Below are 14007 nucleotides of genomic sequence, written 5' to 3' on the forward strand. Positions count from 1 at the left end.
GAATCACATGAAATCCAAATGGTATACACGCCTATCCGTCATCCTGCTGTTCAGTTTGCTTGCCGCATGCGGTGGAGGAGGTTCGGCCGAGCCCGGCGAAGCACCGGGAAGCGGGGGAACCGAAGCCCCGTCCGGAGACAAGGGGAAAACCACGGTGCAGTTCTGGCACTCGCTGGGAGGCAAGAACGGGGAATACATGGATGCGCTCATTCAGCGCTTTAATGCATCCCATGAGGATATCGAAGTCGTAGGCACCTTCCAGGGCAGCTACGACGAAACGGTAACCAAGCTGCAGCAGGCGATTGCATCCGGCACCGGCCCGGATGTCAGCATGCTCGAGCGAGCCTACATCCAGATGTTCGCGGATTCGGAGGTCCTTGAGGATCTGACGCCTTTTCTTGAAGGCTCCGGCATCAGCGCAGACGACTTCACTGCCGGTTTAATGGGACACTCCACCTTCAATGATCAATTGGTGTCGCTGCCGCTGAACCGTTCCACCCCGATCCTGCACGTGAACAAAACCTTGCTGGATGAGCTCGGGCTTCAAATCCCGACGACATGGGAGGAAATGAAGGAGATCGCGAACGCGCTGGTCGTCAAGGAAGGCAGCGAGTATAAGCGATACGGCGTCACGATGCCCTACGACACTTGGTATCCGATTGCCATGATTTCGCAAGCCGGCGGCACGTTCTTCAATGACGACAATACGTCGATCGGCTTTTCGGATAACGGTGCCGGTGCCAAAATGTTCACTTACCTGAAAGACCTGCAAAGCACGGGCGCTTTGTATTATCCGCCCGCTCAGGATTCCGGAAACATCGTAAACAGCATGTTTGTGGAAGGCAAAGTCGGGATGATGTACCAATCCACGGGATCGATCGGCGGATTGTCCAGCGCGGTGGATTTCGATTACGTGACGGCATTCCTGCCTAAGGACGAAGTGTATGCGAATCCGACCGGAGGCGCGAACGTGACGATGCTGTCTTCTTCCAAGAACAAGGAAGCGGCATGGGAGTTCATCCGGTGGATGGAGATGGAAGAGGAAGGCGCTCTTGAATTTATTTTGCAATCCGGTTACCTGCCTTTCACGAAGAAGATGGTGGAGTCGGAGAAGATCCAAGAACTTTGGGCCAAAGAACCGAACCGCAAAGTAGCCTATGATCAGCTGGAATTCGCTACGGATACCAATAAGGATGTGGCATGGCCTGAGATTATGCATGAGTTCTTCTCGGCCATGGAAGCGATCATGTATGACAGCAAGGATATCCCGGCAACACTGGATACCTTCAAGAAAGAGACGGAGCGGATTTTGGCCCAATAACAACAGGTAAAGGAGTGGCAGGATATATGATCGAACGACTACGGGAACCATCCTCTATGATGGTGGCTGCACATCGCGGGTATAAATCGGCTTATCCGGAAAATACGCTGCTGGCCTTTCGCAAGGCACTGGAGTTAGGCGTTGACATGCTGGAGTTTGATCTTCGGCTGACGAAGGATAAGGAGGTGGTGGTTATCCATGATGCAACGGTTCAGCGTACGACCAATGGTGCCGGCGAGGTAAGGGATTACACGCTTGCGGAGCTGAAGGGCTTAGATGCGGGCGGCTGGTTTGCCCGGGAATTCGAAGGCTTGAAGATCCCGACGCTTACGGAGCTTTGCGAACTGCTTCGGGAATACCCCGAGGTTCTGTGCAACGTGGAGATTAAGCCCAGTCCCGATGCCCAAGAGGCCGCCGACCTGGCGATGGACATACTGAACCGGTACGGGTACCTGCCGCGCTGCGTATTCACCTGCTTCGATGCTCAGGTTCTGACCTATATCCATGAAACGCATGGCCAGAAGACTCAGGGGTTTCCGGGCGAGAAAATGTCCGGCTTTGACTTCGGGGAGGAGGGCACCTACGCCAAAATGTGGGGGATCGGCGTGGAGATGTCACTGCTTACGCCGGAACTCGTTGCCCGGTTCCAGGCACAGGGTCTGCTGGTCTGGAGCTATTGCCCGGACGATGAGCAGGGCGTCCGGTATTCGCTGGAGTGCGGGGTTACCGGCATGACCTGCAATGACCCGCTGCCGGCGATGGCGGTTACCGGAAAGAAGGGTACGCGGATATGACCTCCATTTTATCGAACGTCCGGAGTCTAGCGGCGGATTTACCGGCCCATCAGCTTGCGAATCTGGACGAAGTAGAGCTGGTTCAGATCCAGCACGGAGCGTTAGACGAGGTGGCGGGCTACCTTGAGACGAAACGGTGGACCTCGGTGGTCATGGTCGTGGACGATAATACCTATGACCAGGCGGGCCAGAAGCTTTCGAATCTGCTCGCGAAATCCTCGATTGGGGTCCAGGTCACCCGGCTGCTTCCGGATCGGAAGGGAGATGTCATCGCGGATGAAGTATCCCTGGTCCAGGTCATATTGGATATCCAGCATAGCGGGGCGAAGGCGGTGCTGGCGGTAGGCGGAGGGACGATTCACGATATTAGCCGGTACGCCGCCTATACCGCGGGCGTTCCGTTCATCTCCGTACCTACGGCCGCATCGGTGGATGGATTTAATTCCAAGGGAGCGCCGATCATTATACGGGGCGAGAAGATAACGATTCCGGCCATCGGACCGAGCGCGATATTCGCGGACGTCGATATTCTCATGGCTGCTCCCTCCCAGTTAACCGCGGCCGGATTCGGGGATATGCTGGGCAAGTACACATCGCTGTTCGACTGGAGGTTTGGCAGTTTGGTGGCCGACGAGCCCTATTTGCAAATTTCGGCGGATATGACGAAATCCGCGCTCAGCCAGTGCGTGAACGCGGTGGAACAGATTGCGAAGCGGAGCGAGGAGGGCGTACGCATCTTGATGGGGGCGCTCGTCGAATCCGGACTGGCGATGCTGCTGTTCGGTCAATCCCATCCGGCTTCGGGTTCGGAGCATCACCTGTCCCATTATTGGGAGATGGAGTTTATCCGTCTAGGGAAGAAACAGCTGCTGCACGGTGCCAAAGTAGGAGCCGCTTGCGTGGAAATCTCGAAGCTGTATCATCGTATCGGAGAGCAGGGGATCGAGCTGAACGGAGGCTCCTCCCCGGGTGCGGAAGATATAAAACGGCGAATGGCGCTGCAGTGGAACGACATCCGGTGGCATATTACGCATCTCCCGGAGCCGGATGTGCTGGGCGATCTGATGCGCATGGTAGGCGGACCGGCCGGGGTGTCGGAGCTTCCGATCGGCGATGAGCTGCTGGAACGGAGCCTGGCTGAGGCCCACAAGGTTCGATACAGCCGCTACACGCTGCTCCACGCTTACAACGAACAAAGATCCTTGTTTGTCCATTAAGGCAGGTTAAGGGTCGACGAGTGAAATAAGGCTGTCCCTCAAGCAGATCCTTCTGCTTCAATGGGGCAGCCTTTTTGGCTTTTCTGCAGCTGTGCTTTGATTCCGCCCGGCCTTACGAAGACGGCCAGCGCCCCAAAGACTGAGGGTGGTGCCGCCGATGCCGATCACTAACAAGGTCTAAAGATATATGTAATTTCTTTCATTTGAATAGGCATTTAGAACCATCTCCCATCTATTTTTACATAAACGACCTAAAAGTCGAATTATGTAAAAAGTTTCGCCAAACTCTCAAAAATTGGACAAATGCTACCGATAACTTATAAAGCGGAGTCTTATCTCCCATCTTACACCAACATTTTTCGACATTGCCTGTTCGTTTTTGTATGTAGAGAGAAAGTCCTTACAGAAAAAAGAGCACTTGCAAAAATTTTGGACGAATGATCGGATAGGACCTAAGCGCTACTTATTGGGGGAGGATTTACAGCATGCTAAAGAGTCTTAAGCAAAAGATGATTACAATGATTTGTTTGCTCTTGCTAGTCAGTCTTGGATCCGTTTTTGCCGTAACTTACAGTCGGTCATCTGACTTGCTGCAGGAGAGCTTGGACAAGGAAGCTCAGCTTAGCGCGGAGAAGCTTGCGCTTCAGATCGACCAATTTCTTGATGTGGAGATTGCCAAGGTGGAAAGCATCGGGAAATTCATTACGGGTAACAAAGAGCAGGATCTGCAGTTGATTCAGGCTGCGCAGGAAGTGAACAAGGAATTTGAGACCTTCTTCTTCTCGTACGATTTGACGGGGAAGAACGTCATTAACTTTCTGGGCGAGGTGACCGACGTGTCCGACCGCGTCCATTATCAGGAAGCCGGGAAGGGCGAAGGCAAGCTGGTCGTGTCGGAGCCGGTGCTTTCCAAACGGACGGGCAATAACATCGTTACGATGATCATTCCGCTGATGAAGGATGGAAAACAGTACGGCTACATGGGCTCCACCCTTCCGATCAACGAAGTTCAGAAAACAGTCTCATCCCAAACGTTCGGAGACACCGGATATGCCTTTCTTCTGAGCAAATCGGGGACGTTCATGTGGTATCCGCAAGAGGAACTTGTCCTTCAATCCAACGTGAAGGACGTTAACAGCGCCGGATTAACGAAGGCCTACGAAGAGGTCAGCCAGGGCAGACCAGGCGAGTTCGATTATGTATTGGAAGGTACCGAGTATTCGGCGGCTTATGCACCGTCCAACTTGAACTGGGGGGTCTTCGTGACGGCACCGACCCATGAGCTGAATGCTCCAATCAAGGAGATGTCGTTTACGTTAGTCATTATCTCGGTTGCGGCCCTGGTCGTATCCGCCGCTGCAGCAATTTGGTTCACGGCCCAGATCGTCCGGCCGATCCGCAGGCTCAACACGGCTGTGAAGGAAGTCGCAGCAGGCGATTTGACCAAGACCATTCAAGTTAGCGGCAAGGATGAGGTGGCCGTTCTTTCCAGCGATTTCAACCAGACGGTATCGCATCTGAAGCATCTGGTCCTCGGCGTGAACGATTCCTCCCGCCAGGTCATGTCGGTGACGGAAACCGTCTCGAGCGGGGTCGATACGGCCATGGACAGCGTGGACCGAATCGGATCCTCCATTCGCCAAATTGCCAGCGGAGCGCAAGCTCACGCCTCAAGCTCCAACGAAATCGCGACATCCATGAGCGACATGGCCAGCGGGATCGTCAAAATCGCCGAGACATCCTCGATGGTGTCCGAAGCCGCGCAGGAAGCTGCTAGCCAAGCGGAGACCGGATCGGTTGTCGTTGAGCAAGCCGTGAAACAGATCGGCAACATCGGCGCGGGCACGTCCAAGGTCGGCACGGCGATTGAGCGTTTGAATGAGCGCTCCTCGGAAATCGAGCAAATTCTGAGCTTCATCACGGAAGTCACCTCTCGAATCCGGTTGCTGTCCCTGAATGCTTCCATCGAGGCTGCCAGAGCGGGCGAGCATGGACGCGGCTTTGCGGTCGTGGCTGAAGAAGTCAAGAAGCTGGCGGGACAGTCCGAGGTTTCGACCGATCAGATAGCGAAGCTGATTACGGAAATTCGCGAGGACACAATCAACGCCGTACAGGTCATGGACGTCAGCCGTAAGGATGTACAGGACGGCATTGCGTTGATTGAAGATGTGCGCGAGAAATTCGATAACATTCTGAATGCGACCCGCAACGTGGCGGATCACATTCTGGAAGTATCGGCAGCATCCGAAGAAATGTCCGCTGGATCGGAACAGGTCAGCGCTTCGGTTGAAGAGCTGAAATCCATTGCGGATCTGACTTCCAATGATGCACAGAACGTGACGGCTGCCATGGAAGATCAGATTGCAACCATCAAGGAGATTTCAAACTCCGTAAAACAACTGGAGACGGTCGCCCAGGAGCTCAGCAAAGAGCTCGGCAAATTCAGTCTCTAGCATTCCCTGGATCTTACGGACCGCGCGTAAGGGTACTTGAGAGGGGGGATGCCTGGAAGGAAAACGGCTCAAATCGCAAGCGTGCAAGGCAGTAAGTCAGAGGAAGTACAGGCAAGAAGAGGTTCGACGTTTCAAGGCAGATCGATGCCGCTGCCCACCAAGGGGCATCAGGAAGTACAACTAGAAGAAAACTGGAGGAAACGAAAACATGGCTAAAAATTGGAAAAAGGTATTACTGGCAGGGGTAGTCAGCTTATCATTGGTAGCAACGGGCTTTGCGGCAAACGAGGTCCTCACATCACCGGAGGTATCTGCTAAATCCGCTTCGGCCAATGCACCTGGTCAACTGAAGAAGCAAGCGGCTTCCCAGCTTGACGAAATTATCGAAAGAGGCTACATCCGGGTTGGTATGACAGGGGATTACAAACCGTTTACATATTTGAATCCTGCTACTAAAGAGTATGAAGGTTATGACGTTGACGCCATGGAAGAGCTCGGTAAAGACCTTGGCGTGGAAGTACGCTACGTCAACACGACTTGGTCCAACATGATGAAGGACTTGCAAGCTGATAAGTTCGACATCGCAGTGGGCGGCGTTACCCGTAACACGGCTAGACAAAAAACGGCTTATGTATCCCAAGGGTACATTTCCTTCGGCAAAGCTCCATTGATCCGTGCAGAAGACAAAGACAAATACCTGACGGTTGAAGACATCAATAAACCTTCGGTTCGCATCGGCGTGAATCCGGGCGGAACGAACGAAGTATTCGTGCGCGAGCACTTGACCAAAGCGAATGTGACGGTTGTACCGAACAACCTGGATATCCCGCATTTGGTAGCAGACGGTACGTATGACGTGATGATCACCGATACAATCGAAGCGATCACGTATGCGAAGGCGGATTCCAGACTGTATGCCGCTTTGACGGACAAGCCGTTCACGAACAGCGAAAAAGGCTACATGATTCCTCGCGGCGACTTTGAATATGCAAGCTATCTGGAAATGTGGATCGACGAAATGAAGCTGCAAGGCAAGTTTGCGGACATTCATAAAAAATGGCTGGAGTAGGTTGGATCAGGCTATAAACAGATAGCCAATCCCTGCCAGCAGATCAGGTTGAAGAACCTGATCTGCTGGCTTTTTTGTTTTGTTCAATAAGGGGAAGAGAGCGCCGCCTCGGCGTCCGGGAGGTTTACCAACCAAGCAAATAGGGTAGTAAATTAACATGGACATCGACCATATAACATCAGGATAGGAAACGGGGGGCAGACCATGAAGCTAGCTAAATGGATTGCGGCGTGTTTGATGACCGTATGGATACTGACCGCTTGCGGCGCTCAAGAGGACTCAGGACGCGTGCAGATTGAGTTTTTTCAGAACAAGCCTGAAGCTAAAGGCTCCTTTGATGCACTCATCGAGAAATTTAACGAATCCCAGTCCGAGATCAAGGTGGTTCAGGTAAATCCGCCGGATGCGGAGACGGTGCTCAAGACAAGAGTCGTCAAGAATGACATTCCCGACATTATCGGCATGGGTGCAACCGATACGTATTCATTGCTGGCCCAAAGCGGCATATTTATGGATTTGACGGATAACCCGCTGCTGAGCCGGGTGGATGAGACTTATGTCCAGATGCTGAAGGACGTAGCTGGCATGGACGAGGTTACGGGCATTCCCTATTCCACTAACGCTAACGGCGTCATGTACAATAAGGAAATTTTCAAGGAGCTGGGGCTCAGCGTTCCTAAGACCTGGGACGAGCTGCTGGCTACGGCGCAGAAGGCCAAGGATGCGGGGAGAATCCCGTTTTATTTCACATATAAAGACGATTGGCAGACGGTGCTGCCGTTTAACGCATTGGCTTCCAACCTGGAAGGCATTGAATTTTACATGGATCGGCGGGAAGGCACCGTAACGTTTGCCGAGAAATACCGGGAGATTGCGGAGAAACAGCTCGCGCTGATGGATTATGGCCATGGGGACAACTTCGGCAAAAACTATGCGGACGGGAACCGGGATTTCGCGAGGGGAGAATCCGCCATGTATATCCAAGGAACCTGGGCCATACCGGAAATCCGGAAGGCGAATCCGGATGCGCCGATCGGCTTCTTTCCGCTGCCGACCGGCGATCGTCCGGAGGAGAATAAACTGATTTCGGGCGTAGATACCTTACTGGCTATTTCCGAGGATTCGAAGCATAAAAAGGAGGCTCAGCGTTTCATTCAATTTTTGCTGGAGCCTGAGAATAGCAAGCAATATATAACGGAGCAAACGCTGTTCTCCACCGTGGAGGGCGTGAAGCAGGAGGATCCCGCCGTCGCAGAGCTGCTGCCTTATCTGGAGCGGGGCCAGGTCATCGATTTTGCCGACCACTACATTCCCGCGGCGGTGCAGCTGAACTCGGTGATCCAATCCTTCCTCCAGAACCGGGATATCGACGGGTATCTGAAGAAGCTGGACACCGAATGGGACAAGGTAGCTGACAGGCGTTAACGGGCGGAAGGCGGTATTTTCTTCACACGATATCCAAGAAGCATTGAGGAGGACCCAACATGAACAAGCGGCTTATGCCTTATTACTTGATGACCGTGCCGGCGGTCGTGCTGTTCTTCGTATTTCTGACGCTGCCGGCTTTGCAGGGGGTGTATTACTCCTTCACGAACTGGAACGGATTCGGAGAAAACTTCGATTTCATCGGTTTCAAGAATTACGTCAATCTGTTTAAGGATGGCAACGTGGGCAATGCGTACTGGTTCACATTCAAATTCGCGGTCGTGGTCACCATCCTCATCAACATCTTCAGTCTGCTGATTGCCATGGGACTGAACGCCAGAATCAAGGCGAGGAATTTCTTTCGGGGCATCTATTTTCTTCCGAATATTCTGAGCGTGCTGATTGTAGGTTACATATTCAACTACCTGTTCTCGAATGTGTTCACCATTTGGGGACAGAACCTGGGGATCGGGTGGCTGTCGACCAATATTCTGGGCAGTGAACAGCATGCTTGGATCGGCATCGTGGTGGTCGCGGTATGGCAGGGCATTGCCTACAACACGATTCTGTATCTTGCCGGACTCCAGACCATTCCCAGTACGCTTTACGAGGCTTCCAACCTCGATGGAGCGAACCGCTGGCAGGAGTTCTGGAAAATAACGTTTCCTCTGATCGCGCCGTTCTTTACGATCAACATGGTGCTGGCGATGAAGAATTCCCTGATGGTCTTTGATCAGATCGTAGCCCTCACCAACGGCGGCCCGGGGCGGGCAACGCAGTCCATCTCCCATCTGATTTATACCGGCGGCTTCGAGGGAGGCGAGTTTGCTTACCAATCGGCTAACTCCGTGATCTACTTCATCCTGATTGCCACGATATCGATTGTGCAGATTCGGTTCCTGCAGAGAAGAGAGGGGGACATGTAATGCGGACGAAAACCAACTGGACGGTGATGATTCTCATCACATTGGGTACGATATTAATCCTGTTTCCGCTGTATATGACGATCACGATTGCGCTCAAAACGCCGGAGGACATGCTGGCATCTGTGTTCGGCCTGCCGAAAGACCTGCATTTCGAGAATTTCGCGAACGCCATAAAAATGACGAATTTCTTCCATGCGCTGGGCAACAGCGCCATGGTGACAACGGCAACGGTGGTGCTGACCCTGCTGACGAATTCGCTCGTCGCTTATGCCATTGCCCGCAATATGAACCGGAAGTTCTTCAAAGGCTTGTACTTCTATTTCATCAGCGCGATGTTCATTCCGTTTCCGATCATTATGCTGCCGCTGGTCAAGCTGACGGCCGGGTTCCATATGACGAATCTGGTCGGGCTCACCATCCTGCATACCGTCTATGCCTTGGCGTTTAACGTATTCGTGTACGTAGGTTATATCAAATCCATCCCGGTTGCGCTGGAGGAAGCGGCCCGAGTGGACGGCACGTCGACTTGGGGAACATTCTGGAGAATCATATTCCCGATTATGGCCCCGATCAATGCGACGGTGGGCATTCTGATCTGCCTATCGACCTACAATGACTTCCTGCTGCCGCTCATCATTATCAGCGATACGAATTCCTATACGCTGCCGCTGGTGCAGTATATATTCCAAGGGCAGTTCAACACGGACTTCAATCTGGCCTTTGCCTCCTATCTGATGGCGATGCTGCCGATGATCATTATCTATCTGTTCGCGCAAAAGTGGATCATCAACGGCATTACGCAGGGGGCTGTAAAATAAGGCAGCTTTGCATTTCCTAGGAGCACTTAGTCCTCTCAGCCCTTCGCTGCAGCAGGGGGCTGCGGAGCCCGCAATCAGCAGCATGTCCTTGTGCGACCCATCATAACGAAAAGCTGTATTCCGGCATGATGTCATGCCTGGAATACAGCTTTTTTGCTGCCGCCAGGGTTCCAATAGGCGAAGGATCCCCTGGTTTATGGCGTGTCCTTATTATAATTGCAGCATTTCCCGCTTCTTCGCATCCGGGTCCTCGATGATCCTGCTGTCGTTGTTGAATATCATCGTGGAACGCGAAACCGGATCATAAGCAGGCCACGGCAGCGCCTCCGTATCCGGCGAGCCGCTGCGCGCAAATGCAATCCAGGCATCCTGCATCCGGTCGGACAGGGCTTGCGTGGCCGCATCGACTTGAACGCCGATGTTCTCAAACAGCGCCAGCGTGTTGAATACAAACGGGATTTCCAGGGCATGCATCGCTTTGCCGAGCACCGGATGGTCCGGCAAGGTCCAATCGAACCGGTACATCCATACCGGCGCGTGTTTGCACTGCGCGGAAGCGAATTGCAGGGCCGAGCGCCAGAAGTACAGGTCGGTCATAATCTGGGCATGCCCGTCGATGCTGTACGGGTATTCCTTGGTGATGGGAGAGGCATCCTCAATGCCGGTCATCATCTCCACGGTGCGGACTAGAACGTCTTCCTTCACAAGCGGCATGTCCGGCCGGAAGAACAAAGCCCCCTCATCAAGATTCGTTCCGATCAGGATCGGCACGTCCTTGGCCCATCCCGATTGAACGGCCTGCAGCGGATCATGCGGCAAAGTGTCCGGTTCCAGAACCGGTTGAAAGATCATGTTGACGCTGGGTCCGATCCGTTTCTTCAGCCGTTCCCCGGCTTCGAATATCGACTCGCCCGTCAGGGAATCCAGCTGATGGATATTGTCAGGCGTAATGTCCAGCTCCTTAAGCAAGCCGGCTGTTATCATCCGTGCCTGTTCCGGAACCATGACCTGGGCAGCGCCGCTCTCCATGATCGCCCGGTGGAACAGTCCCTTGGCTGCAGGCATCGCCAGTAACGCTGCAATGCTCATGCTGCCCGCTGATTCCCCGAATACCGTAACCCGCTCCGGATCGCCGCCGAAGGCCGCGATATTGTCCCGGACCCATTCCAGGGCAGCGATCTGGTCCAATAAACCGGTATTGGAGGAATAGGTTTCACCGTATGGAGAGAGATGGAGAAAGCCGAGGGGACCCAGCCGGTAATTGAGGGTAACCACGATCACGTCTCCGCGGAGAACGAAGGGCGCGCCGTTATAGCTTGGCAAGCTGCCCGAGCCTGTGACAAAAGCGCCCCCGTGAATCCATACCATGACGGGCAGCGGCTCCGCTGGCATGTTCCGGGGTGCCCACACATTGAGATATAGGCAATCCTCGGATACCGTCTTGGTCACGCCGCCGCCAAGCATGCTGGATGTGGATTCAAGCGGCTGAAGGCACATGGGACTGAAAGCGGTGGTTTCTCTAATCCCGTCCCATGAATCGGGGGGCACAGGAGAACGGAACCGCAGCGGGCCAACCGGTGGCTTCGCATAGGGAATTCCCTTCCATACGCGCACTCCGTTTTCCGTAAGGCCTTGAATGCGCCCGTCTTTCGTTTGTACGACAAGTTCTGACATGTTCTCGCTACACCCTTTCTCTCTGCTCTATATATACACTTTACCAAGTTAGCGGCATAAGTTCAAAAAAGCACGAATCCTGAGGAATACAGGCAGGAATGTCATGTTACATGAAGAATGTAACAGGGTGGGCGGTATCGCGGACGGCGGATACGGCATCACCTGATGATCCATGTCATTATAGGCATACTGGAGGGATAAGCATGAACATAGCGATATTGGGCTGCGGCACGATGGGGACGGCCTATGCGCACAATTTGGCGAAAATGCCGGGAGTAACGGTGACGGGCGTGGTCGATATAAACGCCGAACGAGCGGAGCGCGCTGCAGCTTTGACCGGGGCGAAGGCATACACGGATGTAGAGTCGCTGTTTGAACAAAAAGATTTGGAAACGGTTGCGGTGTGTCTGCCCACCTATCTCCACAAACCGTCTGTACTGAAACTGGCTGAAAAAGGGCTGCACGTCATCTGCGAAAAGCCGGCAGCATTAACGCTGGAGGATGCGCAGGAGATGAAGGCGGCCTGCGAGAAGCACGGAGTCCGGTTGTTTATCGGACATGTCGTCCGGTTCTTCCCGAACTATCACGATGCCTATCGGCAGGCCCGCTCGGGGAATATCGGAACGCCGAAGATGGCTCACTTTAAGCGGTACGGTTCCTACCCGCAGGGAATGGATGGATGGTACAACGACCCTGGCAAGAGCGGCGGCGTCATCATGGATCTGATGATTCATGACATCGATTTTGCCTGCTGGCTGTTCGGGGAAGTGGAGTCGGTATATGCTTCGACCGTGAAGCGGACCGAGCCGCAGATGGAGTACGCCCAGCTTACGCTTCATTTTAAAAATAGCGCCATCGCGAGTCTAACCGGATATTGGGGGTATCCCGGTCCATTTACGACGCAGTTCGAGATCTCGGGAGACCAAGGCATCGTACGATTCGACAGCAATCAGGTACAGTCCCTGGACTTGAAATTGGCTAGCGCCGAGGCCGGGGAGGGAGCTGCTGTGCAGGTTCCTTCCAGTCCGAGCCTCCATGACCCTTATTATAACGAGGTGCAGCATTTTATCGAGTGCATCCGAAACGGCAGCGAGCCGCTCGTCAGCATCAAGGATGCTTGCTACGCCGTTGAAATCGCTCAGGCAGCGGAGCAATCGGCACAAACTGGACAGCCCGTGATGATCGGAGGGACGGTTTCATGAAAAAGGTGAAAGTAGGGTTTATCAGCTTTGCCCATATGCATGCGGCAAGCTATCTCTTCGGCATGCTGAAGCGGGATGACGTCGAGGTAATCGGAATCGCGGATGAAGACGCGGAGCGCGTTCGTCCTTACTCCGTGGACCGGGGGATTCCGTATTATGCCGACTATAATGAATTGCTGGCACAAGAACTGGATGCCGTAGTCATCTGTTCGGAGAACGCGCGTCATGCGGAAATTACCAAACGCGCCGCTGCGGCGGGCAAGCATGTGCTTTGCGAGAAGCCGCTGGGCCTATCGGAAGCCGAGATGCTGGAGATGATTCAGATATGCAAGGATAACGGCGTTCAGCTCATGACCGCTTTTCCTTGCCGATATATTTCGTCCGTACGTCAGGCGAAGGAAGCGATTGACGCAGGGCAGATCGGTGACATTTTGGCTATGAAGGGAACCAACCGGGGAACCATGCCGGGCGGCTGGTTTATTGAACGGGAGAAATCGGGCGGCGGCGCCGTATTGGATCATACCGTCCATGTGATGGACCTGATGCACTGGTTTACCGGCAGCAAGGCCGAGGAAGTGTACGCCCATGCGGAAACGCTGTTCAACGATACCGAGATTGACGACGCCGGCATGGTCCACGTCAAATTCGCGAACGGCGTCGTGGCCGTGCTGGACCCAAGCTGGTCGCGCAACCGCACCTTCCCGACATGGGGGGACGTAACGCTTGAGATCATCGGCACCAAAGGCGTGCTGAACATTGATTCTTTTGCCCAGAAGAACGATGTATACAGCGATGTGACCGGTAAAGCGTCGTGGAGCTTCTGGGGCGATGATATGGACGAAGGCCTCGTCAACAGCTTTGTCGAAAGCATCCGCGACGGCAAGCCGGTCGAAATTACCGGGGAAGACGGCTACCTCTCCGCCCGGGTTGCCATTGCAGCGTACGAGTCTGCGAGCACCAAGCGCACCGTTCAGCTGAAGCCGCAGGGATAGTGCGGTTTTGCCGATAAAGCCGGGGAGCGGGAAATTCCCGTTATGTAATGTGAGCGTGCAGGGATTCGTCCTTGAAGAATAAGCAGCAGCGCAATCGTCTTTAGGATGACATGCCT

Annotated in this window: 11 protein-coding genes; 10 read left to right on the plus strand and 1 reads right to left on the minus strand. The window is 53.8% G+C overall.

Features of this window, described 5'->3' with window-relative positions; translation table 11 throughout:
• The first annotated feature begins 7 nt into the window (after nt 1-7).
• From MHI43_RS03995 to MHI43_RS04030, 8 genes are all read left to right on the plus strand, one after another.
• The gene (locus tag MHI43_RS03995; RefSeq protein WP_012818960.1) at nt 8-1321 is read left to right on the plus strand and encodes an ABC transporter substrate-binding protein; all 1314 of its coding nucleotides are present in this window, start codon (nt 8-10) and stop codon (nt 1319-1321) included.
• Nucleotides 1322-1347: 26 nt separating this feature from the next.
• On the plus strand, nt 1348-2115 hold the full coding sequence (locus tag MHI43_RS04000; RefSeq protein ID WP_012818961.1) for a glycerophosphodiester phosphodiesterase family protein: 768 nt from the start codon (nt 1348-1350) through the stop codon (nt 2113-2115).
• Nucleotides 2112-3332: a sn-glycerol-1-phosphate dehydrogenase gene (locus MHI43_RS04005; protein WP_012818962.1), complete on the plus strand. Its 1221-nt coding sequence runs from the start codon at nt 2112-2114 to the stop codon at nt 3330-3332. The genes MHI43_RS04000 and MHI43_RS04005 overlap by 4 nt, the downstream gene beginning before the upstream one ends.
• Before the next feature lie 485 nt (nt 3333-3817).
• Entirely contained in the window at nt 3818-5785 is a 1968-nt protein-coding gene (locus tag MHI43_RS04010) for a methyl-accepting chemotaxis protein (protein WP_012818963.1), read from the plus strand.
• Nucleotides 5786-5993: 208 nt separating this feature from the next.
• A complete protein-coding gene (locus tag MHI43_RS04015; RefSeq protein WP_012818964.1) occupies nt 5994-6854 on the plus strand; it encodes a transporter substrate-binding domain-containing protein in 861 nt (286 codons plus the stop codon).
• A gap of 204 nt (nt 6855-7058) precedes the next feature.
• Nucleotides 7059-8279, plus strand: a complete 1221-nt coding sequence (locus MHI43_RS04020; protein ID WP_012818965.1) for an extracellular solute-binding protein — start codon at nt 7059-7061, stop codon at nt 8277-8279.
• Nucleotides 8280-8338: 59 nt separating this feature from the next.
• Nucleotides 8339-9205 (plus strand): sugar ABC transporter permease, encoded by an 867-nt coding sequence (locus MHI43_RS04025; protein ID WP_012818966.1) that lies wholly within the window; start codon nt 8339-8341, stop codon nt 9203-9205.
• Entirely contained in the window at nt 9205-10023 is an 819-nt protein-coding gene (locus MHI43_RS04030) for a carbohydrate ABC transporter permease (RefSeq protein ID WP_012818967.1), read from the plus strand. The genes MHI43_RS04025 and MHI43_RS04030 overlap by 1 nt, the downstream gene beginning before the upstream one ends.
• Before the next feature lie 210 nt (nt 10024-10233).
• On the opposite strand, the gene MHI43_RS04035 is transcribed toward MHI43_RS04030, so the two are convergent.
• Nucleotides 10234-11697 carry a carboxylesterase/lipase family protein gene (locus MHI43_RS04035; protein ID WP_012818968.1) on the minus strand — a complete coding sequence of 488 codons (1464 nt, stop codon included), beginning with the start codon at nt 11695-11697 and terminating at the stop codon, nt 10234-10236.
• Between the two features lie 203 nt (nt 11698-11900).
• Between MHI43_RS04035 and MHI43_RS04040 the strand changes: the two genes are divergently transcribed.
• Both MHI43_RS04040 and MHI43_RS04045 read left to right on the plus strand, forming a co-directional pair.
• Nucleotides 11901-12899 (plus strand): Gfo/Idh/MocA family oxidoreductase, encoded by a 999-nt coding sequence (locus tag MHI43_RS04040; RefSeq protein WP_036664486.1) that lies wholly within the window; start codon nt 11901-11903, stop codon nt 12897-12899.
• Complete coding sequence (locus MHI43_RS04045; protein ID WP_012818970.1) at nt 12896-13891, plus strand: Gfo/Idh/MocA family oxidoreductase; 996 nt, start codon at nt 12896-12898, stop codon at nt 13889-13891. Before MHI43_RS04040 ends, MHI43_RS04045 begins: the two co-directional genes overlap by 4 nt.
• Nucleotides 13892-14007: the final 116 nt, after the last annotated feature.

Source organism: Paenibacillus sp. FSL H8-0457 (assembly GCF_038051935.1).
GTDB lineage: Bacteria > Bacillota > Bacilli > Paenibacillales > Paenibacillaceae > Paenibacillus_AQ > Paenibacillus_AQ lautus_A.

Bases quoted from the DNA above. Each gene is read 5' to 3' on its own strand.
- MHI43_RS03995 (WP_012818960.1), top strand. From the start codon at position 8: ATGAAATCCAAATGGTATACACGCCTATCCGTCATCCTGCTGTTCAGT.
- MHI43_RS04000 (WP_012818961.1), top strand. From the start codon at position 1,348: ATGATCGAACGACTACGGGAACCATCCTCTATGATGGTGGCTGCACAT.
- MHI43_RS04005 (WP_012818962.1), top strand. From the start codon at position 2,112: ATGACCTCCATTTTATCGAACGTCCGGAGTCTAGCGGCGGATTTACCG.
- MHI43_RS04010 (WP_012818963.1), top strand. From the start codon at position 3,818: ATGCTAAAGAGTCTTAAGCAAAAGATGATTACAATGATTTGTTTGCTC.
- MHI43_RS04015 (WP_012818964.1), top strand. From the start codon at position 5,994: ATGGCTAAAAATTGGAAAAAGGTATTACTGGCAGGGGTAGTCAGCTTA.
- MHI43_RS04020 (WP_012818965.1), top strand. From the start codon at position 7,059: ATGAAGCTAGCTAAATGGATTGCGGCGTGTTTGATGACCGTATGGATA.
- MHI43_RS04025 (WP_012818966.1), top strand. From the start codon at position 8,339: ATGAACAAGCGGCTTATGCCTTATTACTTGATGACCGTGCCGGCGGTC.
- MHI43_RS04030 (WP_012818967.1), top strand. From the start codon at position 9,205: ATGCGGACGAAAACCAACTGGACGGTGATGATTCTCATCACATTGGGT.
- MHI43_RS04035 (WP_012818968.1), bottom strand. From the start codon at position 11,697: ATGTCAGAACTTGTCGTACAAACGAAAGACGGGCGCATTCAAGGCCTT.
- MHI43_RS04040 (WP_036664486.1), top strand. From the start codon at position 11,901: ATGAACATAGCGATATTGGGCTGCGGCACGATGGGGACGGCCTATGCG.
- MHI43_RS04045 (WP_012818970.1), top strand. From the start codon at position 12,896: ATGAAAAAGGTGAAAGTAGGGTTTATCAGCTTTGCCCATATGCATGCG.